Here is a 20720-nt window from a genome sequence, read left to right on the forward strand (position 1 = left end):
TGATCCTCCTTACATTCTTGTGTACATGCCTACCGAAGCGTTCGGATCACAAGTATAATCACCGCTGTATTCCACGGTCTCAATCCGGCAGTTCGGACCGATTTTCACTGTATTTCCCCGCACAGTCTTGGCGTTCGTATTTGTCAGCTCAATCACGTCCCCCTCGATCAGTTCAGCCGTTAACACAGGGGTCGGCATCAGCTTCAGCAATGTCAGCATCCCTTTTCTGCCCGTCACTTGAAGATGGCGGCAGCCGATTTCCCGCACATAACTCTCTCCGGAAGAAAGCTTGATATTCACCTGATCAGCATTTAAAAGGCCGCTGACTTTGCATTTGCCTTCGGTCTGAAATGTTTCCGTTTCACAATCAGCTTCCATGACCGCCTTTCCGGTGATCACAATGTCATCAGCCTTGACTGTTCCGCCAAATGTTGACGATCCCGCAACCTTCAATTGTTTAGCGGCGGTATCACCTTGAATAAAGCCTGTTCCATTCATGCGGATGGATTCTGCTTCAACATCCCCATGAATTTTCCCTGAACCGCTGATGGTTACTGTTTTTGCCTTGACGCTCCCATCCGCTTTACCGGTCCCGTTAAATGAAAAAGAGTCACACTCCACGTCTCCGGCCACGGTTCCGCTGCCATTAATCTCAACTGATTGAAATTTTCCGCCCTTTGAACTCCCTGTACCGTTTATCACCAGATTATCTATTATTTCCATTGATGGCCCTCCTGCATATATTTTGTCTTTAGTTCCTCTGAAGCATTTGCTAAATCCACTCTTTCGACAATCTTGACGGACGACTCAAAAAGGATGCTGTCTGCGGCAGCCGCTATAAAACAAGTCGTTACACCCAGCTTGCGTAAAATGATCAGTTCCGTCTGCTTCTTGATCTCCGCTGTATCATACTTTCTCAATACCTCAGCAGCCATTTTCGCTTCTTCCAAGCTGACATTTCCGGATTGTAAAAGCCCTTCAAGCACATACAGCGACAACAGATCCCGAGAAGAAAACACCGTGTCTGCTCCGCCTTCTGAAAAGACATGGAGAGCCGGCTTTGATATCAAACCTTTCGTCAGCAATTCATCAGCTGTCATGCTCACATCCTTCATTTTCGGTGACAGCATCTCCCGCATCTCATCCAAAGACAAATTTTCTTTCATCTTTTGAATGATTGAAATGCGCTTTAAAATATCCTCTCTAGGAAAAAACGTCTCTTGCCCTGTAAATGTGGATTTACGTATAAACCACTCCTCAGGGATTAAATTTTTTCGTTTCCATCGATACAGCTGACCGTATGAGATGGATGTTTCTTCAAGCAATTCTTTTTTAGAGATTAATTGATCTTCCATAAGTCCAGCTCCTTTGATGGATACATTGTAACATAACACTGTTACGTTGTTAAGCCCAGAATAAAGTTCCATAACACAAAAAACCCGCCCATACACATGAGCGGGTTTTTCACTATTTTAAATCTCGGTAATTTTGCTGACGCAGCGCCTCATACACAAGAATTGCTGCGGTATTGGACAGATTTAGCGATCTGACATGCTCTGTCATCGGAAGACGCAGGCATCGGTCCATATTATTTTGAATTAATTCCTTTGGCAAGCCGCTTGTTTCTCTTCCGAACACAAAGAAATAATCCTCGTCAATATCCGTGTAGTCAAAAGATGTATGCGGCTTTTGGCCGAATTTCGTGATAAAGAAAAACTGCCCTTTTTTATATGCCTCAAACAATTCTTCTAACGAGTCATGATACACTACGTTTACAAACTCCCAATAATCAAGTCCGGCGCGCTTCAGCATTTTATCATCAGTTGAAAAGCCGAGCGGACGAATCAGGTGGAGCGTTGTATCTGTTGCTGCGCAAGTACGTGCGATATTCCCTGTATTAGCAGGAATTTCTGGTTGATATAAAACGACATGTAATGCCACTGTGTTCACCTCTATTTTTCTTATCCGCCCATCATTATATCATTAATTACTCTTTTGTCGTATCATCAACGATATGAAAAAAGGCATATCGGATAGACGGTGTGTATGCAGTTGAATCCTCGTATGACCAATACCTCATCCGGCTGTCATAGGACTGGGCGTTGACAAGCGGCATATTGCCTTTGTCCTTCGCCACCACAATCGTTGTGTGATTAAACCGGCCGTCTCCCTCAAAATCATAGCAAATCACATCACCCGGCACCAGCTCATCCGCTGATTTCACCCGAACCGCCCGAAGGCCGGCCTTGGAATTCGTCAAATACATTTTCATCGAGTGCGCCACCGTCCAGCTATAGCTCCAAGAGCTTTGTTTCATCCACCAGCCAGATCCTCTGTTCGGGTGGCCGCGCATTGGCGCTCCCCCTGCATGAAGACACTGAGAAATAAAATTCGTACAATTATCACTGAAATTTTTATAAGCCGGATTACGCTTGTTCCAATATTTTTCGGCATATTGTACCGCTCCGAGCCGGTCATATTGAAAAGCTCGGCCAAACGCTTCCCTTTCTTCCTGTGAATAGTCAATAATGCTTTGGCCTTCACTAAACCCCGCCGGTTTTTTTATCACTTCCTGATCCTTAATCAGAATTTGATCATAAACAAAAGCGACTCTTTCTTCTATCTGCTCTTCCATATACAGACTGTCATCCTGCTCCTTGTATAGATATTCGAAGTGTATGATATACCTGATGCAGGCGGTTCCGTCATCCTCAACCTGCACATAGTCAATGACAGCTTTTGCTTTCGCCTTTATCATCTCAATCTTACGTTTTTCCAGAAGCTTTTTCTTTCGTTCCATGACTTCCAGGTCTCCGACTTGAGGCTCTTGTCTCAGATCATGCCCGTTGACCAGATAGCTGAGACGCTCCTCCGCTAGTTGTTCTAATATGTGCTTCAAGCTCACCCCACCCGACATACTTTTTTATAGAGAAAAAACACTTGGCTGCATCTCAAGTGTTTTTTCCTTCTGCTCTATACGTATGTCAGGACAAGACTTATTTAGTCATGCCGGCTTTTAGCAATTCAATTCCTTTTTCAATTTCCTGCTTTGCCTCTTCATCATTTTCTTTTTCCAGTGCTTTTTCAAGCTCCTCCGCGTATGTGTTGTCTCCGACTTTCCCGATAGCCCAGGCAGCCGTTCCCCTGATTACCGGGCGCGGATCTTTATGCATAAGCTCCGTCAGTTCAGGCAGTGCGGAGGTGTCTTTAAAGTGGGCAAGCGCCAAAATCGCATTCCGCTGAATCGGTTTTTTTCCGCGCCAGGAGCCTGAAACATGTCCGAATTTCTCTTTAAATTCACGGTTGCTGATGGTTAAAAGCGGCTTCAATAACGGTTTTGCAATCTCGGGGTCCGGTTCCATTTCTGGATGCAGATGAAAATCCTTCCCTTTATTGATTGGACATACCGTTTGGCACGTATCGCATCCATACAGGCGGTTTCCGATTTTCGTGCGGAATTCATCCGGCAAAAATCCTTTTGTCTGGGTCAGAAAAGATATACAGCGCTGAGCGTTGAGCTGTCCAGGGTTCACAAGCGCCCCCGTCGGGCAAGCATCTAAACATTTGGTGCATGATCCGCACATATCCTCAATCGGCATATCCGGCTCGAAAGGTATATTTGTAATCATTTCCGCCAAATACACATAAGACCCGTACTCTGGCGTTGTAATCATACAGTTTTTGGCGCTGAACCCAATTCCGGCCCGTTCCGCCACTGCCCGATCAGACAATTCACCCGTATCGACCATTGATTTTGTCCTGACATCCTCATGCTTGCTTCTCAGAAAATCCTCCAGAAGATCGAGCTTTTCCCGCAGGACGTCATGATAGTCCTTTCCCCAGGAGGCTCTGCAAAAAATGCCTCTGCGCTCAGTTCGCGTGCTTCTTGGCGCATCCTTCATTCTCGAAGGATAAGCAAGTGCAATGGCCACGATTGATTTCGCTTTCGGCAAAAGCAGCGTCGGCGTCACTCTTTTTTCAATATCAGGCTCTTCAAAACCGGAAAGATATCCGAGTGACTCCTGAAGAATCAAACGGTCTTTTAAACTGTCAAATGTATCAGCGGTCGTAAAACCGATCTTGTCCACGCCAATGCTTTTCGCGTATTCAATTAATTCTTCTTTCAGCTGATAAACGTTCATGTTTTGCACAGCCTCCTTTCTTTGTGATAAAACAACAAGCCGTTGTATAATAGGTTGATATCCCGTAATTGGAGTGAATGCATGTGAATATCAAACTTGATCCTGTTATTACTGAACGTGCGGCAGGAATAAAAGCAGCCGCTGTGATATATGAAAATATTGAAGTCGGCTCCTCTCCGCAAATGCTGAAAGGCAGACTTCGTTTATTTCAAGAGTCCCTGTTTTTTGACTATGCGGACGGCGGAATTTCCAGCCAGCCTTTCGTTAAAGAATGGCAGACAATCTTTAAGCAGCTTGACCCTTCATTCGAGGGAGAAAAAACGCCGATGGAGCAAATGCTGATCCCGATATCCAAAGAACAATTCATGGAAAGCGAGGATTCAGCCCATGATACCATACATTTTTTCGCGTTAAAATATTCTCTCCCCATTATGATCTATGATGCCGGCAAGCTCCAGGAGCCAGTCCGGATTTCAGCAGGAGAAAAAAATAACATACTGATTTATTCTGATGAAGACGGGGTATTCGGCAATTTCAAAAACAAAGTCAATCAAAAACCCGTCACAGCAGATACAAAAAGCATGCTGCAAATCATCTTTTTCCCGCCATCGATTAAAAAAGAAAATGCCGTTAACCTATTAACATCATTAACGAAAATGTTTGAACAAATTCACGGCGGCGGCCATACAGTACATTGGCTTACGTAAAAGAACACGAGATTCGTGTTCTTTTTCACATAAAAAAACGCAATACTTCGTTTATCTGAGAAACGAAACACTGCGTTAATAACGTATGTATGGAGCGGGTGATGAGAATCGAACTCACGACATCAGCTTGGAAGGCTGAGGTTTTACCACTAAACTACACCCGCATTTGTTATTGTCGGTGTCAGCACCGCTTTGACTTTTATTATGTTACACGTTTATTAATTTTTCGTCAAGAGAATATAAAAAATTTGTCGAAAGAAATTTTTATTTTCGCAATGTTGTTAAGTTCCATTTACATAATGTTAAATAAACTATACAATAGAAGAAAGTGAGAATGTGAAGGTGGCAGACGTCATGATGAAAAATAAAGTGAAAGAGCTCAGAGCGCGCTTCAGCTATTCTCAGGAAAAACTCGGAGAAACGGTCGGCGTCACGAGACAAACGGTCGCAGCAATTGAAAAAGGAGACTATGTTCCCTCACTGTTATTAGCATTAAAAATCTGCAAAGCCTTCTCCATGAAAATGGAGGATGTCTTTTGGCTAGAGGAGGAAGACTAATATGAGCATGAAAACAAAAGCAGCATTTCACCTCGTTTTGTTCGGCCTTGCATGCTGGACACTGATTTCATACTTTGAAGCTTCGGAAGGCATTGGAGCCTTTTTCAGCACAAGGAACGCCCAGATGATGTTTGATATAAACATTACCCCGTTTATTCTTTTTATTGCGGCAGCTGCAGTTTATATCTATTTACAAAAGAAAAGCCGACCTGCGTCAAAACATCTCCTGCTGCCAGATGAATTTGAGGAACAGGATGAAAGAGAGCAGATGATGACGGCAAAAGCCTGCCGTGCGTCATATATCGCCGTCTACTTTTCACTTCCTGCCGCCGCTGTCCTGCTCATTTTTTATCCGCTGTTTCAGTCACACATTCCCTTTTTCCCTATTATTATCGTGTTTATCATCATGATCATCCAGCACCTATCCTATGTCATTTCCTTCAAGAAAAATGAAAAAAACTCCGGCGCGGTGTAATCGTCCGGAGTTTTTTCTTACCAGCTTGCTTTTTTCACACCCGGAATTTGGCCTTTATGCGCCAGCTCCCTAAATGCAATTCTGGACATTTTAAATTTTCTCATATATCCTCTCGGGCGGCCCGTTACCATACAGCGGTTATGGAGTCTTCCCGGTGCTGAATCTCTCGGCAGCTTGCTGAGTGCTTCGTAATCTCCTTTTGCCTTTAACTCTTGTCTAATAGCAACATATTGTTCAACAAGCTTCTGGCGTTTTAATTCTTTTGCCACTTTTGATTTCTTAGCCAAGAAAAAGCCTCCTTTAAATCGTAATATTTACGATTTAAAATGTATCATGATGTATTCTAAAATGCAAGCACACCGCTCGGTAAAACAGACGGCCGAAGCCGTCCATTCTATTTATGCAATTCAACATAATAAAGCAGAGCATCTTTATGTTTAATCACTTCATTTTTGTTTTCAGAGGTTTTCATTGTACCGTTAGAATCCTTTATGCTGCTGCCGATCAATACCGGTTTCCCGAAAGAAATTGGCTCCGCTGATGATAAATTTTGAGTCATTTCCTGTGCAGCGCTGACGTCACGCTGAAACGATGAAGCAGCCGTGCTGCTCCCTTGTTCATCAACAATGCCAAAGTGAACGGTGCTCATTTTTTTCTGATCTTCCTCATTCTCAAAATAAACAAATTGTAATGTAGCGGGATTTTCTTCCGTGAAATCAGCAGTTACCGGACCTATCGTTTCAACAAGCTTTCCGTTTTGGTAATGTTCAATGTACATGTCAGCCTCAGAAATGCTTTCGTTGATATTAGTCACTTCAGCAGCGAATGAATACGGAGCCGCAATCTTCATTCTGTTTTTTTCAATATCTGAAACATCTGCCTCTTTGATTTCCATGTGCTTCGTATTTCCGCATGCGGACAGCATGACCAACAGAGTAACGGCACTTATAAGTATTCTCAGGAAAAACAGCCCCCTTTTTTGATTATCATACCATGTTCGGAGACTGTGTTTTCACTTAAACTGATGCATGATTCTCTTTGACAAAATAAGTGTTACCTACGGCTTCTCCTCTTTTTTTCTGAAGTTTCCTTGTCCGCTCATTTTCGAACGGCAAAAGCGGGAAGACGAGCTCTGCAAAATAGTACGCTTCTTCTAAATGAGGATAGCCGGAAAAAATAAATGATTCAATGCCGAGGGCGTGGTACTCCGCTATGCGGTCGGCAATGGTCTGCGGATCTCCGACAAGAGCCGTGCCTGCCCCTCCTCTGACCAGGCCGATACCCGCCCACAGATTCGGGCTGATTTCAAGCTTTGTCCGATCGCCTCGATGAAGCTCCGCCATCCGCTTTTGACCCGAAGAATCAGCACGGCGCAAAGCGTTCTGTGCTTTGGCAATCGTGTCATCATCCAAATGGCTGATTAAACGTTCAGCCGCTTCCCACGCCTCATGTTCTGTTTCACGGGCGATCACATGCAACCTAATGCCGAACCGCACTGTTCTTCCCTCTTTTTCCGCTTGCTTTTTGACTCTCTCAATCTTTTCTTTTACCTGTTCAGGCGGCTCACCCCACGTTAAATACACATCTGTATACTTTGCCGCGACTTCAATTCCAGCCTGTGAGGACCCGCCGAAATAGATAGGCGGGTGCGGTGCTTGCCGCGGCGGGAATAGCAGATTGCTGTTTTCCACTTTTATATGTTTTCCTTCATAGGTGACCGTTTCTCCGCGCAAAAGCCCCCGCCAAACAGTTAAAAATTCGTCCGTTGCTTCATAGCGCTCATCATGACTGATAAACAGTCCGTCCCCGGCTAGCTCGTACGGATCGCCCCCTGCCACAACATTAATCAGCAGCCGTCCATCTGAAATGTGATCTAAGGTAGAGGTCATTCTGGCTGCAAGAGAAGGTTGCATTAACCCGGGCCGTACCGCGACTAAAAACTTTAAATCTTTTGTTTCCCCGGCTAACGCCGAGGCTGTGAGCCAAGGGTCCTCGCACGATCTTCCCGTCGGCAGAAGGACTCCTGTATACCCCAGCCTGTCAGCGGCCTGCGCCACTTGTTTAAAGTATTCATGATCCGCCGTCCGTCCATCGCTTTCTGACCCTAAATACCTTGCGTCTCCATGCGTCGGAATAAACCAAAGAATGTCCATATCAATCTCTCCTTTTCGTCTATTTTCCCTCGTAACTGTTTCTCCACTTTAATAGCTTTCGTTCAAGCATCCTGACAAAAGAATCCGTCAGCTTTCCAACCACCGCAAAAATGATAATCCCCGCAAACACTTTATTTGTTTGTGAAAATTGTCTGGCATCCATGATCATATAACCGACCCCAGAGCTTGAACCCATCAGCTCCGCTACAACAAGCCCAAGCCATGCAATACCCAGCGATAAGCGAATGCCGAGCAATATATTGGGCAGGGATGCCGGCACAATCACTTTTGTCATCTGCTGGTGCCATTTAAATTCAAGCACCCGGGCAACTTCGAACAGCTTAGCGTCAACTCCGCGAATGCCGTTAAATGTATTGATATACACAGGGAAGAAAGCGCCGAGCGCAATCAGCAAAATTTTCGATATTTCATCAAAACCGAACCATAAAATAAACAGCGGCGTGACAGCCAGATGCGGAACGGTTCTGAGCATTTGCAATGATGGGTCAAGATACAACTCCGTCCGTTTAGAGAATCCGGCCAAAATTCCGATCAAAAGTCCAAGCCCCGCACCAAGTACAAAACCAAGCGCTGCCCGATATATACTGATTTGCAGATGGCCAAAGAGCTCGCCTGTCAAAATGAGCTCTTTAAACGTCAGCAAGATCGCAACAGGCGTAGGGAGCACTGTCGCCGACACGATGCCAAGACTGCCGATCACCTGCCAGATGGCTATGATCACAGCAGGCAGCAGAAGCCCCTTTGCCCACCCGTATTTGATTCTATGGGGCTTTCTTTGGATCGCTTCAGCATTTGCTTTCGGCAGTGAACCTGCAGCCTCTGCTTTCATGATGGATCACCTCCAGAGACTTTTTCCTTTAACGCTTTTTTGATAAATGAATTATCAACAACTTCTCTCACATCAATTTTCTTATCTATCGCTTTTGTTTTAAATTGAAAATCCGCTGTCTCCTGCTGCGCTTTTATAATGTCTTCACTAATAACCTCATTCAGAGGCTCCGTATTTTTCAGCACATTTTCAACGACCTTTTTATCGAGATCTTTTATTTTTGCATACAAGTCAGCCGCTTCACCCGGATGTTCCTTTTGCCATACAACCGCCTGATTAAATACCTGCAGAAAACGGACCACTTCGTCTGGATGTTCCTTAGAGAATGTTGTTCTAACTAATGTAAACCCTGGTGAATATAAATCGGTGCTTTCCCCGTTCACAAGAAGTTTCGCTCCGTGTTTGATTGTTTCTAAGGATAGGTACGGCTCCCAGATGGACCAAGCGTCAACCGAACCGTTTTCAAACGCAGAGGCCGCTTCATCAGGCTGCAGCTGAATAACAGTCACGTCATCAGCTGACAAGCCTGCTTGATCAAGCGCTTTATACAAAAAGTCAAAGCCGCTGCTGCCTTTCGCTACAGCAATTTTCTTTCCTTTTAAATCTTTGACCTCCTTAATCCCGCTGTCTGGATTCACAAGTATGCCGTTCGCCTTTAATCCGTCCTGAGACAAGCCGATTTCTTTAAAATCAATGCCTGCCGCCTGTCCAGCGATCACTGGTGAATTGCCGACTTGAGAAAAGTCAAGTTTATCTGCTGCAAGCCCTTCAAATTGTGGCGGCCCGCTTTGAAACTCCACCCATTTCACCTTGATGCCTTCTTTTTCGAAAGCCTCTTCAAACCAGCCTTTTTCCTTGGCAATTAAAAGCGGGCTTAAGCTTTGCTGTATCCCGATCCGAATTTCTTTCAATGGTTTTTTATCACCGCTGGCTCCATTTGCTCCGCACCCTGCCAGCAGAAAAAAAATAGATGCCAATACAATGATTCCTTTTTTCATCTCTGCTTCAGCCCTTTCTATATCCCTGATCCTTCTGCATACTCAAAGTCTTCTGTTTTTTCGAATTCCGACAGCACTTTCTGTCTGATCGCTTGGAAGTCAGGCGTCGTCCTGTTTCGGGGGTAAGCCAGATGAATTGGCATCAGCTTATGAATTTTTCCCGGTTTGGCTTTTAGGATCGCAATCTCATTCCCTAAATAAACAGATTCATCTATATCATGAGTGACGAGTATCATCGTTGTTTTTTTCCTCCGCCATATATCCAGCAGCACGTCTTGAAGGTGTTTTCGAGTAAACGCGTCTAACGCACCGAACGGTTCATCCAAAAGCAGCACCTCCGGCTCCCGCAGAAGAGCACGTGCGATGGCCACTCTTTGAGACATACCGCCCGACAGCTCACGCGGATATGCTTTCTCCGATCCTTTTAATCTGACAATCTCGATCAGTTCATCTACCTTCTGTTTGACTTCAGGATCTTTCAAATTCAAATCGGCGGCAATATTCTGCTCAACCGTCAGCCAAGGAAAAAGACGGTGTTCCTGAAAAATAAATCCTTGCTGAATACCTGGTGCAGTCACATGGCGTCCGTTAATTTCGACACTCCCGCTAAAATCAGAATCAAGTCCTGCAATTATCTTTAAAAGTGTGCTTTTTCCGCATCCGCTCGGTCCGATGATCGTTAAAAACTCACCCGGTGCAATTGATAATTGAATATTCTCCAAGACCGTAGTTTGGCGGCCTTCTTGAGCAAATGCTTTTTCCTTGATGTTGATGGTCACAGCCACTTTTATCCCTCTCCTTCTGCCAACCCCGCCTTCTAAAAAAACAAAAAGGCCCCCATCTCTGTTTTTGTAGAGATGAGAGCCTTCGGCGGTCCGATCAGCTGCCCAATTGTTTTTTTGTTTGAATATCATGTTAATTCAAATTATTCCGATATGTCAACTCTTTTTTATTCAGCATTTTTTGGATGAATGTTTATCACTTACTTCTCATATTCGCAAATAGCGCTTATTTCTATAAACCCTCGATCATCTCTATTAAACTGTTCTGCCAAGGGTTTTCTGCTTTTTTTAATAGTTTTTATCGTATTATATAAATAATTATTTTATAATCATTATAAAATAATATTGACTTTTTACTTAGAGATGATATTATGTTCTTATCAATTCCAAGAGGTGATGACATGAGTTCAAATAAACTGACAACTAGCTGGGGAGCTCCAGTTGGAGATAATCAAAATTCAATGACTGCCGGTTCTCGCGGACCAACTTTAATCCAAGATGTACACTTACTCGAAAAATTGGCCCATTTTAACAGAGAACGTGTTCCTGAGCGTGTCGTTCACGCTAAAGGTGCAGGCGCACACGGTTATTTTGAAGTGACAAACGATGTAACAAAATATACAAAAGCTGCTTTCTTATCAGAAGTCGGCAAACGCACACCTTTGTTCATCCGTTTCTCAACAGTTGCCGGTGAACTTGGCTCTGCTGACACCGTTCGCGACCCGCGCGGATTTGCTGTTAAGTTTTATACAGAAGAAGGAAACTATGACATTGTCGGCAACAATACGCCGGTCTTCTTCATCCGCGATGCGATTAAGTTCCCTGATTTTATCCATACACAAAAAAGAGATCCAAAAACACACTTGAAAAATCCTACAGCTGTATGGGATTTCTGGTCACTTTCACCGGAAGCCCTACACCAAGTGACGATCCTGATGTCTGACCGCGGAATTCCTGCTACACTTCGCCACATGCACGGTTTTGGTAGCCATACATTCAAATGGACAAATGCCGAAGGCGAAGGCGTATGGATCAAGTATCACTTTAAAACAGAACAAGGCGTGAAGAACCTTGATGTGAAGACAGCAGCAAAAATTGCCGGTGAAAACCCGGATTATCATACTGAAGATCTGTTCAATGCAATCGAAAACGGCGATTTCCCTGCATGGAAATTATATGTGCAAATCATGCCTTTAGAAGATGCAAATACGTACCGCTTCGATCCGTTTGATGTCACAAAAGTATGGTCTCAAAAAGACTATCCGCTCATTGAAGTCGGCCGTATGGTTCTTGACAGAAATCCGGAAAACTACTTTGCCGAAGTAGAGCAAGCAACATTCTCACCTGGAACACTGGTCCCCGGTATTGATGTATCACCGGATAAAATGCTTCAAGGGCGTCTGTTTGCGTATCATGATGCGCATCGCTACCGTGTCGGAGCAAACCACCAGGCCCTGCCGATCAACCGCGCACGCAACGAAGTAAGAAACTATCAGCGTGACGGACAAATGCGCTTTGACAATAACGGCGGCGGCTCCGTCTACTACGAGCCAAACAGCTTCGGCGGACCGACTGAGTCACCTGAGAATAAACAAGCGGCTTATCCGGTACAAGGTATGGCTGACAGCGTAAGCTACGATCACAATGATCACTACACACAAGCCGGCGATCTCTACCGTTTAATGAGCGAAGAGGAACGCACCCGCCTTGTAGAAAATATCGTAAATGCAATGAAACCGGTAGAAAAAGAAGATATCAAACTCCGCCAAATCGAGCACTTTTACAAAGCTGATCCTGAATACGGAAGACGCGTGGCAGAGGGCTTAGGTTTGCCGATTAAAAAAGAAGTTTAATAGCATAGAAAAAAACCCGCTGAATAAACAGCGGGTTTTTTACATAGATTTACGGATTGCCGTATGCTTCTCATCAATCTTCATATAAATTTTCTCCATTAACTCCTCACTATTCATTATCTCCCGCTTGTTCTTTTCAATAAGAAGCGCCAGCGGCAGCATCTGATTGCCATATGTTTTTCGTTTTCTGAAGCGTCTTCTCCCTTTCTCTTTTTTGGTTCCCATCATTTCTCCCTCCTTTAAAAATAAAAAAGGCTCTTATCTCAAAAGATAAGAGCCTTCGGTGATCCGATCAGCAAATGTTGGAAATGTATATTAGCTATATTTAAACGTATTCAATTCGGCCTGTCAATGACTTTCTATACTGTTACTTATAAAGTTTGCTGCCTTGATTCACAAATTCCTCGGCTTTTTCTTTCATGCCCTCCTGAATCGCATCCCACTCATTAAGCTCTTTGTCTTTGGCATAATCACGGATATCCTGAGAAATTCGCATGCTGCAAAATTTCGGTCCGCACATCGAACAGAAATGAGCCGTTTTCGCCCCTTCAGCAGGCAGGGTCTCATCATGATATTCAAGCGCTCTTTCCGGATCAAGCGACAGGTTAAATTGGTCTCGCCAGCGGAATTCAAAGCGGGCTTTTGATAAAGCGTCATCTCGTATTTGCGCTCCCGGATGCCCTTTTGCAAGGTCAGCCGCATGCGCCGCAATTTTGTATGTAATAACCCCTTCCCGCACATCTTCACGGTTTGGCAGCCCAAGATGCTCCTTCGGCGTCACATAACAAAGCATGGCCGTACCGTACCAGCCGATCATCGCCGCTCCGATCGCAGATGTAATGTGGTCATAGCCCGGTGCAATATCCGTCGTCAGCGGCCCTAGCGTGTAAAAAGGCGCTTCTTTACAGATTTCCATTTGTTTATCGACGTTCTCCTTGATTTTATGCATCGGCACATGACCCGGCCCCTCAATCATCACCTGAACATCATGCTTCCAGGCAATTTGCGTGAGTTCTCCGAGAGTCTCTAATTCAGCAAACTGCGCTTCGTCATTGGCATCGGCAATTGACCCTGGTCGAAGCCCGTCTCCAAGAGAAAAGGCAATATCATACGTTTTCATAATTTCACAGATCTCTTCAAAATGAGTATACAGAAAGCTTTCCTGATGATGAGCCAGACACCACTGGGCCATAATCGCTCCGCCGCGTGACACAATTCCCGTTGTCCGTTTAGCAGTTAGCGGCACATATCGCAGCAAAACACCCGCGTGAATCGTAAAATAATCCACACCCTGTTCAGCCTGCTCAATCAGCGTGTCACGGTAGATTTCCCACGTTAAATCCTCCGCTACACCGTTTACTTTTTCAAGCGCTTGATAGATCGGAACGGTGCCAACAGGAACCGGGCAATTTCGGATAATCCATTCACGCGTCGTATGAATGTCTTTCCCTGTGGAAAGATCCATCATCGTATCTGCTCCCCAGCGAATTGCCCACGTCATTTTTTCCACTTCTTCTTCAATCGAAGATGTAACCGCTGAATTCCCGATATTCGCGTTAATTTTCACATGGAAATTTCGGCCGATAATCATTGGTTCACTTTCCGGATGATTAATATTTGCTGGAATAATCGCCCGGCCGCTGGCTACTTCATCTCTGACAAATTCGGGGGTCACATGCTCACGAATAGCGATAAACTCCATTTCAGGGGTAATCATCCCCTTTTTCGCATAATGCATTTGAGTGACATTTTGGCCTGTTTTCGCCCGCAGCGGTTTCCGTTTTAACCCTGGATAGCTTACATTAGGGTTAGCCTTTTTATAGCCGTTGTCTTCTGGCTTCACAGCACGTCCATCGTATTCCTCAACATCGCTGCGCCCAGTGATCCACTTGTGCCGAAGCGGTTTTAAACCTTCTTGAATATTAATTTTTACATCGGGGTCCGTATACGGTCCGCTTGTATCATAGACACGAACCGGCGCGTTTTCCTCTTCGCCGAATGATCCTGCCGTCGGACTGAGTTCGATTTCTCTCATCGGCACTTGAATATCCGGCGAAGCCCCCTCTACATATACTTTTTTACTCCCCGAAAAACTCGACATAATGGAAATGTTGGCTTGCTGCACTGAATGATTTTGCATCACTTATCCTTCCCCTCTCTTTGTTTGAAAGGACAAAATCAAGCCCATAACCAGCACAAAAAACCGGATTCAATTGAATGAACCCGGTTACAGTCAGAAAGAAACATATTATTGCAGTATTCAGCAATAATAAAAACAATTCCTCTACTTCCCCACGCTGGTACGAACCAGATCAGGTCCAAAGGGTTGAGAAGCATATCTTCTCTCTCAGCCCGTCAGCGGGCACCCCCAGTAACTATTAATTTCGCACTTATCGTATCATAAAAACAAACTGAAAAAAAGAGCAATGTATAAAATATTCAGCAAATTCAAGACAAATATGTAATCGGCAATGCTATTTCAGAGATTTCATTTTCATGAAGCACCACCTGATACGCATTTGCATCAGATCTTGAACTCACAGCCTGAAAAAACTGATCATCAATAAAATGCAGAGCTGCTCCATCATCCGCCGCATAACCGCTGCTCAACGCTTTCGCTGATATCATGTGATGATATGCAGGTCTCCGATCCTTTTCTCCATCATAATGAGGACAAAAACTGCCTTGCAAAAAACCCAAGCTTTTCAAACCGGTCAGCGGTCCGGCAGAATCCGTCACACCTTCTTCAAACCAGCAGATCGCACCTGCACTTAATCCCGCTAAAATAATCCCGTTCTCCCAAGCTTTTTTCAATATGTGATCCAGTCCCCACTCCTTCCACAGCACCAGCAAATTTCTTGTATTTCCCCCTCCGACATAAATCACATCTTTCTCCATAATAAAGGAGGCTAAATCTGTTGTCGGCGGCTTAAATAAAGACAAATGAGACGGGTCACAATCAAGCTTTTGAAAAGCATGATAAAACCGCTGAACATAGTTCTCCGCATCCCCGCTTGCCGTTGGCAAAAAACAAATGCGAGGTGAGGGCTGCTTTGACTGATTAATGATAAATTGATCAAGAACGAGATGATCTGGTTCCATTGAAAAACCTCCGCCGCCCATCGCAATAATCTGTTTCATCATCCGACTCCCCCAAGATAATATTTTACCCATTATAGCACTTTCGCATAAAAGCATGATACAAGGTAAAAATACCTTTGAATCAGGAGGTGACCGAAAAAATGGAACAAGACCGTTTGGCAAACCACGAAACAGTTGATTTACACGAAATCCTCAACTTCAAAACCGTATGTTTACTTAAATCAAAAATGATGCAGGGACTGGTGTTCGATCAGGAACTAAGAGCCCTTATGGAGAAGGATGTACAGCAGTCTGTACGGGACGTAACTGAGCTTCAGAGCCTCTATCAAAAGGCCCCGACAATAACAGGAGGTGACTATCATTGAACGATTTCTTAGACCCGAAAAACGCAAAAGGCATGCCTGACCTTGCTGATTCAGCACTTGCCCTTGATTTCTTAATTTCCGTAAAAACCGGTATCAAAAATTATGCTGTCGCCATCACGGAAACCGCAAGCCCAGAACTCAGAACAGCATTGCGCAATCAATTAGACGCTGCTATTTACCTGCATGGAGAACTATCACAGCTCATGATGGAAAAAGGCTGGCTTTTCCCTTCTGACTTGGACAAACAATTTCAAATCGATATGAAATCAGCACAAACAGCCGTTGATATCGCCGGGCTAAAACTTTTTCCTGATAACACGAACCGTCTCGGAACATTCGCCACGCCCGATCACTAAACAATAAGGAGACATCATGAATGAAAGCTGTTACGTATCAAGGCATTAAAGACGTCCGCGTCAAAGAGGTAAAAGCGCCAGAAATCAAAAAGCCTGATGATATCATTGTCAAACTGACAACCACAGCAATCTGCGGATCTGATTTACACCTAATTCACGGCATGGTTCCCAATTTTCCTGAAGATTATATCATCGGCCATGAACCAATGGGCATTGTTGAAGAAACAGGCCCCGACGTTCACAAGGTTAAAAAAGGCGATCGTGTCATCATACCGTTTAACGTCAGCTGCGGCGAATGTTTTTTCTGCAAAAACCAGCTTGAAAGCCAATGTGACAATTCAAATGCAAACGGCGAAGTCGGCGCTTATTTTGGCTATTCAGACTCAGCAGGCGGCTATCCCGGAGGCCAGGCTGAATACATGCGCGTCCCCTATGCTAACTTCACTCCCTTTAAACTGCCTGATGACTGTGAAGTAGAAGATGAGAAATTAGTATTGCTTTCAGACGCTATGTCGACAGCCTATTGGAGCGTAGACAACGCAGGAGTAAAAGAGGGAAATACCGTCATTATTCTCGGCTGCGGTCCTGTCGGGCTGCTCGCGCAAAAATTCGCATGGATGAAAGGCGCCAAAAGAGTCATTGCAGTGGATTATGTAGACTATCGCCTTCAGCACGCCAAAAAAACAAACAATGTAGAAATCGTTAATTTCGAGCATCATGAAAACGCTGGTTCATATTTGAAAGAAATCACACAGGGCGGTGCAGATGTTGTCATCGACTGCGTCGGAATGGACGGCAAAATGTCCCCGCTTGAATTTCTCGCCACCGGTGTAAAAATGCACGGCGGAGCCATGGGTGCGCTGGTAACGGCGGCACAGGCTGTCAGAAAATGCGGCACAATTCAGGTGACAGGTGTGTACGGAATGAGATACAATGCATTTCCATTCGGAGACATCTTCCAAAGGAATGTAAATGTTAGAACCGGGCAAGCCCCTGTCATTCATTATATGCCGTACCTGTATGATTTGATTGCTACAGGTAAAGTAGATCCGGGCGACATCATCACACATGTTCTGCCGTTAGATCAAGCAAAGCACGGTTATGAGGTGTTTGATACGAAAACAGACGGAGCCATTAAAGTGCTTCTTAAACCATAAAAAAAGACGGTCTCTCATTTTGAGAAGCCGTCTCTCTATTTTATTGCTCCACTCTTCTTAACGCTTCGTTTACTGTTTCTTTTATAAACGCATCTTCCCCGGTCAAACTGTCTAATCTGAGTTCACCGCTTCTCAGTCTTTCTGAAAGATTGTTAATGTCCTCCTCGACTGTGATTTGCAGCTCACCAGCTAAAAACATTCTATGTAATTCATCAGCGACCATCGTTTCTTTATTCATTCATATCTCCTCCTTTACTTAAGCATCACTTTTAGTCTGTCCCTCAGATAAACGAATATAGGAAAAAAGGTTCATTTATTTCAAAATAAATGAACCTTTTTTTCTTCTTCCCACGTATAACTGTTGAGAAAAAAGAAAAAGGGGAAGATCTAATATGTCATTTTTTAAGAAACTTGCCGCAAGTGCCGGCATCGGCGCAGCAAAAATCGATACCATTTTGGAGAAAGATGCGTATTGTCCAGGAGAAGAAGTCCGGGGAACTGTACATGTAAAAGGCGGGAAAATCGCCCAGGATATCCGTTATATTGACTTACAGCTCAACACAAGATATGTCATTGTAAAAGACGATGAAGAGCACCGGAAACACGCAACAATTCATTCTTTTCGGGTAACGGGTTCATTCACCATTCAGCCTGGAGAAGAACACCAATTTCCGTTCTCCTTCATCCTGCCTCTTGATACACCGATTACTGCAGGGAAGGTAGAAGTCGCAGTAGTGACAGACCTTGACATTCAAGGCGGTATTGATAAATCAGATCACGATCGTATCTTCGTAGAAGCACACCCTTGGGTTGAAAATGTATTAGAAGCAATTGAGAACCTTGGCTTCCGTCTTAACGAAGCAGACTGTGAACAGGCATCTTACTTCCAGCGCCGTCTGCCTTTCGTTCAAGAATTTGAGTTTGTTCCAACATCAGGCTATTACCGTCAGATGCTTGATGAATTAGAGCTTATTTTTCTTTTAGAGGAAGACGGTTTAGAAATTATTTTCGAAGTCGATCGCCGGGCAAGAGGCCTGCGTGGATGGCTGGAAGAGATGTATAATGACGGAGAGCAGCTCGTACGTGTCCGTTTCAGACAATCAGAGCTTGAAGATATCGAACAACTTGAAGAGGTCTTAGAAGAGATCATCGACCAATATGCTGAGTAAATTACAAAAAGGAGCCTATGCTTATTAATATAGGCTCCTTCTTTTAATAAAAACAAAACCCCGTTTCTTACATAAGTAAGAAACGGGGTTCTTTTTTATACCGGTGGTCGGGGTCGAACCGACACTCCAGAAGGAACACGATTTTGAGTCGTGCGCGTCTGCCAATTCCGCCACACCGGCAAGTTTTACGTCGTATCTAACCGACGAATATAAATATATCATGGATATGATAAAGTGTCAATGTATTTCAAAAAAGTTTTTTGGGAAATATAATAATAAAGGGCTAAAGCGACTTTTTATGAAATACAGCCCAATGCTTACATCGACACTTTCATACAATAAAAAAATGATCTACTTATGTAGATCATTGATATGATTAGCTTCATTATATTTTCAAGCACAAACACCAATTTAACTTATCAAGTAAGTAAAATTGGTGCCGAGGGCCGGACTTGAACCGGCACGGTAGTCACCTACCGCAGGATTTTAAGTCCTGTGTGTCTGCCAATTCCACCACCCCGGCAAAAGAAAGGCGACACCCGGATTCGAACCGGGGATAAAGGTTTTGCAGACCTCTGCCTTACCACTTGGCTATGCCGCCGTAATTGGAGCGGAAGACGGGATTCGAACCCGCGACCCCCACCTTGGCAAGGTGGTGTTCTACCACTGAACTACTTCCGCATCTTAAGGGACTTAATACATTATATTCAATTGATATAAAAAATTGAGACTGGGCTAGCTGGATTCGAACCAACGCATGACGGAGTCAAAGTCCGTTGCCTTACCGCTTGGCTATAGCCCAATGATAATATGGGGCGATTGATGGGAATCGAACCCACGAGTGCCAGAGCCACAATCTGGTGCGTTAACCACTTCGCCACAACCGCCATAATCTCAAGATGTCATAAATTTGGCAGGGGCAGTAGGAATCGAACCCACACCGGAGGTTTTGGAGACCTCTGTTCTACCGTTAAACTATGCCCCTATAAATGGTGGAGGGGGGCAGATTCGAACTGCCGAACCCTGAGGGAGCGGATTTACAGTCCGCCGCGTTTAGCCACTTCGCTACCCCTCCACATTAAGTTTTGAAAAAACAGTGCCGGCAAGAGGACTTGAACCCCCAACCTACTGATTACAAGTCAGTTGCTCTACCAATTGAGCTACACCGGCATAGGTGGTGGCTCGGGACGGAATCGAACCGCCGACACACGGATTTTCAGTCCGTTGCTCTACCAACTGAGCTACCGAGCCTTATGATTTAAATGGCGGTCCGGACGGGACTCGAACCCGCGACCTCCTGCGTGACAGGCAGGCATTCTAACCAACTGAACTACCGGACCATTTGATTTTAATTGGTTGCACCCTTCGGGCGCTCCTATTTAAAAGGATATTTTTTTGGTTGCGGGGGCAGGATTTGAACCTGCGACCTTCGGGTTATGAGCCCGACGAGCTACCGAACTGCTCCACCCCGCGATGATAATGGTGGAGGATGACGGGCTCGAACCGCCGACCCTCTGCTTGTAAGGCAGATGCTCTCCCAGCTGAGCTAATCCTCCATCATATAATGACCCGTACGGGATTCGAACCCGTGTTACCGCCGTGAAAGGGCGGTGTCTTAACCGCTTGACCAACGGGCCCAGACCTTCAATTGTGATTATGTATAAATATCAGTGGCGGAGAGCAAGGGATTCGAACCCTTGAGACGGAGTTGACCGCCTACACGATTTCCAATCGTGCTCCTTCGACCACTCGGACAGCTCTCCAATAATGGCTCCGCAGGTAGGATTCGAACCTACGACCGATCGGTTAACAGCCGATAGCTCTACCACTGAGCTACTGCGGAATGAAGTCTGCCTGGCGATGTCCTACTCTCACAGGGGGAAACCCCCGACTACCATCGGCGCTGAAGAGCTTAACTTCCGTGTTCGGCATGGGAACGGGTGTGACCTCTTCGCCATCATCACCAGACAATTTCAGTGACATTTAAAATTATACTATGTATATCTTGAAAAGTCAAGAGTTTTTTTGAGATATTCTCTCAAAACTAGATAAC

23 protein-coding genes, 17 tRNA genes, 1 rRNA gene and 1 riboswitch are annotated in these 20720 nt (G+C 44.7%); of the genes, 8 read left to right on the top strand and 33 right to left on the bottom strand.

From position 1 onward, the window contains the following. Positions 1 to 9 precede the first annotated feature (9 nt). From AU387_RS17820 to queG, 5 genes are all read right to left on the bottom strand, one after another. Positions 10 to 723: a bactofilin family protein gene (locus AU387_RS17820; RefSeq protein ID WP_059336479.1), complete on the bottom strand. Its 714-nt coding sequence runs from the start codon at positions 721 to 723 to the stop codon at positions 10 to 12. Then, entirely contained in the window at positions 714 to 1355 is a 642-nt protein-coding gene (locus tag AU387_RS17825; RefSeq protein WP_059336480.1) for a YhbD family protein, read from the bottom strand. Before AU387_RS17825 ends, AU387_RS17820 begins: the two co-directional genes overlap by 10 nt. A gap of 112 nt (positions 1356 to 1467) precedes the next feature. After that, a complete protein-coding gene (trmL, locus tag AU387_RS17830; protein ID WP_081638260.1) occupies positions 1468 to 1950 on the bottom strand; it encodes a tRNA (uridine(34)/cytosine(34)/5-carboxymethylaminomethyluridine(34)-2'-O)-methyltransferase TrmL in 483 nt (160 codons plus the stop codon). Between the two features lie 37 nt (positions 1951 to 1987). Beyond that, entirely contained in the window at positions 1988 to 2917 is a 930-nt protein-coding gene (locus AU387_RS17835) for an amidase domain-containing protein (protein ID WP_082687951.1), read from the bottom strand. 79 nt (positions 2918 to 2996) lie between these two features. Next, a complete protein-coding gene (gene queG / locus AU387_RS17840; protein WP_059336482.1) occupies positions 2997 to 4142 on the bottom strand; it encodes a tRNA epoxyqueuosine(34) reductase QueG in 1146 nt (381 codons plus the stop codon). Between the two features lie 83 nt (positions 4143 to 4225). Between queG and AU387_RS17845 the strand changes: the two genes are divergently transcribed. Continuing rightward, entirely contained in the window at positions 4226 to 4849 is a 624-nt protein-coding gene (locus AU387_RS17845) for a hypothetical protein (protein ID WP_059336483.1), read from the top strand. Between the two features lie 90 nt (positions 4850 to 4939). On the opposite strand, the gene AU387_RS17850 is transcribed toward AU387_RS17845, so the two are convergent. Next, positions 4940 to 5013, bottom strand: a tRNA-Gly gene (locus AU387_RS17850). 193 nt (positions 5014 to 5206) lie between these two features. On the opposite strand from AU387_RS17850, the gene AU387_RS17855 reads away from it, so the two are divergent. Together AU387_RS17855 and AU387_RS17860 are read left to right on the top strand one after the other, a co-directional pair. Next, positions 5207 to 5407 carry a helix-turn-helix transcriptional regulator gene (locus tag AU387_RS17855; protein WP_010333491.1) on the top strand — a complete coding sequence of 67 codons (201 nt, stop codon included), beginning with the start codon at positions 5207 to 5209 and terminating at the stop codon, positions 5405 to 5407. Between the two features lies 1 nt (position 5408). Next, entirely contained in the window at positions 5409 to 5882 is a 474-nt protein-coding gene (locus AU387_RS17860) for a hypothetical protein (RefSeq protein WP_059336484.1), read from the top strand. A 17-nt stretch (positions 5883 to 5899) separates the two neighbouring features. Here AU387_RS17860 and rpsN read toward each other — a convergent pair whose 3' ends face one another. The 6 genes from rpsN to AU387_RS17890 form a co-directional block, all read right to left on the bottom strand. Continuing rightward, positions 5900 to 6169, bottom strand: a complete 270-nt coding sequence (gene rpsN, locus AU387_RS17865; RefSeq protein WP_024120680.1) for a 30S ribosomal protein S14 — start codon at positions 6167 to 6169, stop codon at positions 5900 to 5902. A 107-nt stretch (positions 6170 to 6276) separates the two neighbouring features. Next, complete coding sequence (locus AU387_RS17870) at positions 6277 to 6807, bottom strand: hypothetical protein (protein ID WP_059336509.1); 531 nt, start codon at positions 6805 to 6807, stop codon at positions 6277 to 6279. A 91-nt stretch (positions 6808 to 6898) separates the two neighbouring features. Next, positions 6899 to 8035 (bottom strand): FMNH2-dependent alkanesulfonate monooxygenase, encoded by a 1137-nt coding sequence (gene ssuD / locus AU387_RS17875; protein WP_059336485.1) that lies wholly within the window; start codon positions 8033 to 8035, stop codon positions 6899 to 6901. Between the two features lie 19 nt (positions 8036 to 8054). Next, positions 8055 to 8888: an ABC transporter permease gene (locus tag AU387_RS17880; RefSeq protein WP_082687952.1), complete on the bottom strand. Its 834-nt coding sequence runs from the start codon at positions 8886 to 8888 to the stop codon at positions 8055 to 8057. Further along, the gene (locus AU387_RS17885; RefSeq protein WP_059336487.1) at positions 8882 to 9883 is read right to left on the bottom strand and encodes an aliphatic sulfonate ABC transporter substrate-binding protein; all 1002 of its coding nucleotides are present in this window, start codon (positions 9881 to 9883) and stop codon (positions 8882 to 8884) included. The genes AU387_RS17880 and AU387_RS17885 overlap by 7 nt, the downstream gene beginning before the upstream one ends. Before the next feature lie 17 nt (positions 9884 to 9900). Beyond that, on the bottom strand, positions 9901 to 10668 hold the full coding sequence (locus AU387_RS17890; protein WP_044156780.1) for an ABC transporter ATP-binding protein: 768 nt from the start codon (positions 10666 to 10668) through the stop codon (positions 9901 to 9903). A gap of 398 nt (positions 10669 to 11066) precedes the next feature. Here AU387_RS17890 and katA point away from each other — a divergent pair, with 398 nt between their 5' ends. Continuing rightward, a complete protein-coding gene (katA, locus tag AU387_RS17895; RefSeq protein ID WP_059336488.1) occupies positions 11067 to 12518 on the top strand; it encodes a catalase KatA in 1452 nt (483 codons plus the stop codon). 39 nt (positions 12519 to 12557) lie between these two features. On the opposite strand, the gene AU387_RS17900 is transcribed toward katA, so the two are convergent. The 3 genes from AU387_RS17900 to AU387_RS17910 all read right to left on the bottom strand — a co-directional run bounded on the left by AU387_RS17900 (position 12558) and on the right by AU387_RS17910 (position 15659). Continuing rightward, positions 12558 to 12743 carry an FbpB family small basic protein gene (locus tag AU387_RS17900; protein ID WP_024120673.1) on the bottom strand — a complete coding sequence of 62 codons (186 nt, stop codon included), beginning with the start codon at positions 12741 to 12743 and terminating at the stop codon, positions 12558 to 12560. A 142-nt stretch (positions 12744 to 12885) separates the two neighbouring features. Further along, a complete protein-coding gene (gene thiC, locus AU387_RS17905) occupies positions 12886 to 14658 on the bottom strand; it encodes a phosphomethylpyrimidine synthase ThiC (protein ID WP_059336489.1) in 1773 nt (590 codons plus the stop codon). A gap of 132 nt (positions 14659 to 14790) precedes the next feature. After that, positions 14791 to 14898, bottom strand: a riboswitch (TPP riboswitch). Positions 14899 to 14966: 68 nt separating this feature from the next. Further along, on the bottom strand, positions 14967 to 15659 hold the full coding sequence (locus AU387_RS17910) for a Type 1 glutamine amidotransferase-like domain-containing protein (RefSeq protein ID WP_044156781.1): 693 nt from the start codon (positions 15657 to 15659) through the stop codon (positions 14967 to 14969). A gap of 101 nt (positions 15660 to 15760) precedes the next feature. Between AU387_RS17910 and AU387_RS17915 the strand changes: the two genes are divergently transcribed. From AU387_RS17915 to AU387_RS17925, 3 genes are read left to right on the top strand one after another with little or no spacing between them, the layout of a single operon-like run. Next, complete coding sequence (locus AU387_RS17915; RefSeq protein ID WP_024120670.1) at positions 15761 to 15985, top strand: hypothetical protein; 225 nt, start codon at positions 15761 to 15763, stop codon at positions 15983 to 15985. Next, positions 15982 to 16341, top strand: a complete 360-nt coding sequence (locus tag AU387_RS17920) for a spore coat protein (protein WP_010333479.1) — start codon at positions 15982 to 15984, stop codon at positions 16339 to 16341. Before AU387_RS17915 ends, AU387_RS17920 begins: the two co-directional genes overlap by 4 nt. A gap of 20 nt (positions 16342 to 16361) precedes the next feature. Next, positions 16362 to 17498, top strand: coding sequence for a zinc-dependent alcohol dehydrogenase (locus AU387_RS17925; RefSeq protein WP_059336490.1), 1137 nt, complete (start codon positions 16362 to 16364; stop codon positions 17496 to 17498). 40 nt (positions 17499 to 17538) lie between these two features. Here AU387_RS17925 and AU387_RS17930 read toward each other — a convergent pair whose 3' ends face one another. Beyond that, the gene (locus AU387_RS17930) at positions 17539 to 17736 is read right to left on the bottom strand and encodes a hypothetical protein (protein ID WP_010333477.1); all 198 of its coding nucleotides are present in this window, start codon (positions 17734 to 17736) and stop codon (positions 17539 to 17541) included. A gap of 154 nt (positions 17737 to 17890) precedes the next feature. Here AU387_RS17930 and spo0M point away from each other — a divergent pair, with 154 nt between their 5' ends. Beyond that, the gene (spo0M, locus tag AU387_RS17935) at positions 17891 to 18667 is read left to right on the top strand and encodes a sporulation control protein Spo0M (RefSeq protein ID WP_059336491.1); all 777 of its coding nucleotides are present in this window, start codon (positions 17891 to 17893) and stop codon (positions 18665 to 18667) included. Between the two features lie 98 nt (positions 18668 to 18765). On the opposite strand, the gene AU387_RS17940 is transcribed toward spo0M, so the two are convergent. From AU387_RS17940 to rrf, 17 genes are all read right to left on the bottom strand, one after another. Then, positions 18766 to 18847, bottom strand: a tRNA-Leu gene (locus AU387_RS17940). 254 nt (positions 18848 to 19101) lie between these two features. Continuing rightward, positions 19102 to 19190 (bottom strand) — tRNA-Leu (locus tag AU387_RS17945). A gap of 7 nt (positions 19191 to 19197) precedes the next feature. Further along, positions 19198 to 19268, bottom strand: a tRNA-Cys gene (locus AU387_RS17950). 5 nt (positions 19269 to 19273) lie between these two features. Beyond that, a tRNA-Gly gene (locus AU387_RS17955) sits at positions 19274 to 19348 on the bottom strand. A gap of 49 nt (positions 19349 to 19397) precedes the next feature. Further along, a tRNA-Gln gene (locus AU387_RS17960) sits at positions 19398 to 19469 on the bottom strand. Between the two features lie 9 nt (positions 19470 to 19478). Further along, positions 19479 to 19554 (bottom strand) — tRNA-His (locus tag AU387_RS17965). 24 nt (positions 19555 to 19578) lie between these two features. Then, positions 19579 to 19652, bottom strand: a tRNA-Trp gene (locus tag AU387_RS17970). A gap of 5 nt (positions 19653 to 19657) precedes the next feature. Beyond that, positions 19658 to 19742, bottom strand: a tRNA-Tyr gene (locus AU387_RS17975). 22 nt (positions 19743 to 19764) lie between these two features. After that, positions 19765 to 19837: transfer RNA gene (locus AU387_RS17980), tRNA-Thr, on the bottom strand. Between the two features lie 5 nt (positions 19838 to 19842). Next, positions 19843 to 19918: transfer RNA gene (locus AU387_RS17985), tRNA-Phe, on the bottom strand. A 12-nt stretch (positions 19919 to 19930) separates the two neighbouring features. Beyond that, positions 19931 to 20007, bottom strand: a tRNA-Asp gene (locus AU387_RS17990). Positions 20008 to 20063: 56 nt separating this feature from the next. After that, positions 20064 to 20140 (bottom strand) — tRNA-Met (locus AU387_RS17995). A gap of 7 nt (positions 20141 to 20147) precedes the next feature. Next, positions 20148 to 20223 (bottom strand) — tRNA-Val (locus tag AU387_RS18000). Positions 20224 to 20232: 9 nt separating this feature from the next. Then, positions 20233 to 20304 (bottom strand) — tRNA-Glu (locus AU387_RS18005). A 34-nt stretch (positions 20305 to 20338) separates the two neighbouring features. Further along, positions 20339 to 20430: transfer RNA gene (locus tag AU387_RS18010), tRNA-Ser, on the bottom strand. 5 nt (positions 20431 to 20435) lie between these two features. Next, positions 20436 to 20510: transfer RNA gene (locus AU387_RS18015), tRNA-Asn, on the bottom strand. Positions 20511 to 20519: 9 nt separating this feature from the next. Continuing rightward, a 5S ribosomal RNA gene (gene rrf / locus AU387_RS18020) occupies positions 20520 to 20635 on the bottom strand. Positions 20636 to 20720: the final 85 nt, after the last annotated feature.

It is taken from the genome of Bacillus halotolerans (genome assembly GCF_001517105.1).
Classification (GTDB): Bacteria; Bacillota; Bacilli; order Bacillales; family Bacillaceae; genus Bacillus; species Bacillus halotolerans.

Coding starts and splice junctions, on each gene's coding strand:
- AU387_RS17820 (WP_059336479.1), bottom strand. CDS start 723: ATGGAAATAATAGATAATCTGGTGATAAACGGTACAGGGAGTTCAAAG.
- AU387_RS17825 (WP_059336480.1), bottom strand. CDS start 1,355: ATGGAAGATCAATTAATCTCTAAAAAAGAATTGCTTGAAGAAACATCC.
- AU387_RS17835 (WP_082687951.1), bottom strand. CDS start 2,917: ATGTCGGGTGGGGTGAGCTTGAAGCACATATTAGAACAACTAGCGGAG.
- queG (WP_059336482.1), bottom strand. CDS start 4,142: ATGAACGTTTATCAGCTGAAAGAAGAATTAATTGAATACGCGAAAAGC.
- AU387_RS17855 (WP_010333491.1), top strand. CDS start 5,207: ATGAAAAATAAAGTGAAAGAGCTCAGAGCGCGCTTCAGCTATTCTCAG.
- AU387_RS17860 (WP_059336484.1), top strand. CDS start 5,409: ATGAGCATGAAAACAAAAGCAGCATTTCACCTCGTTTTGTTCGGCCTT.
- AU387_RS17870 (WP_059336509.1), bottom strand. CDS start 6,807: ATGCTGTCCGCATGCGGAAATACGAAGCACATGGAAATCAAAGAGGCA.
- ssuD (WP_059336485.1), bottom strand. CDS start 8,035: ATGGACATTCTTTGGTTTATTCCGACGCATGGAGACGCAAGGTATTTA.
- AU387_RS17885 (WP_059336487.1), bottom strand. CDS start 9,883: ATGAAAAAAGGAATCATTGTATTGGCATCTATTTTTTTTCTGCTGGCA.
- katA (WP_059336488.1), top strand. CDS start 11,067: ATGAGTTCAAATAAACTGACAACTAGCTGGGGAGCTCCAGTTGGAGAT.
- AU387_RS17900 (WP_024120673.1), bottom strand. CDS start 12,743: ATGGGAACCAAAAAAGAGAAAGGGAGAAGACGCTTCAGAAAACGAAAA.
- thiC (WP_059336489.1), bottom strand. CDS start 14,658: ATGCAAAATCATTCAGTGCAGCAAGCCAACATTTCCATTATGTCGAGT.
- AU387_RS17910 (WP_044156781.1), bottom strand. CDS start 15,659: ATGAAACAGATTATTGCGATGGGCGGCGGAGGTTTTTCAATGGAACCA.
- AU387_RS17915 (WP_024120670.1), top strand. CDS start 15,761: ATGGAACAAGACCGTTTGGCAAACCACGAAACAGTTGATTTACACGAA.
- AU387_RS17925 (WP_059336490.1), top strand. CDS start 16,362: ATGAAAGCTGTTACGTATCAAGGCATTAAAGACGTCCGCGTCAAAGAG.
- AU387_RS17930 (WP_010333477.1), bottom strand. CDS start 17,736: ATGAATAAAGAAACGATGGTCGCTGATGAATTACATAGAATGTTTTTA.
- spo0M (WP_059336491.1), top strand. CDS start 17,891: ATGTCATTTTTTAAGAAACTTGCCGCAAGTGCCGGCATCGGCGCAGCA.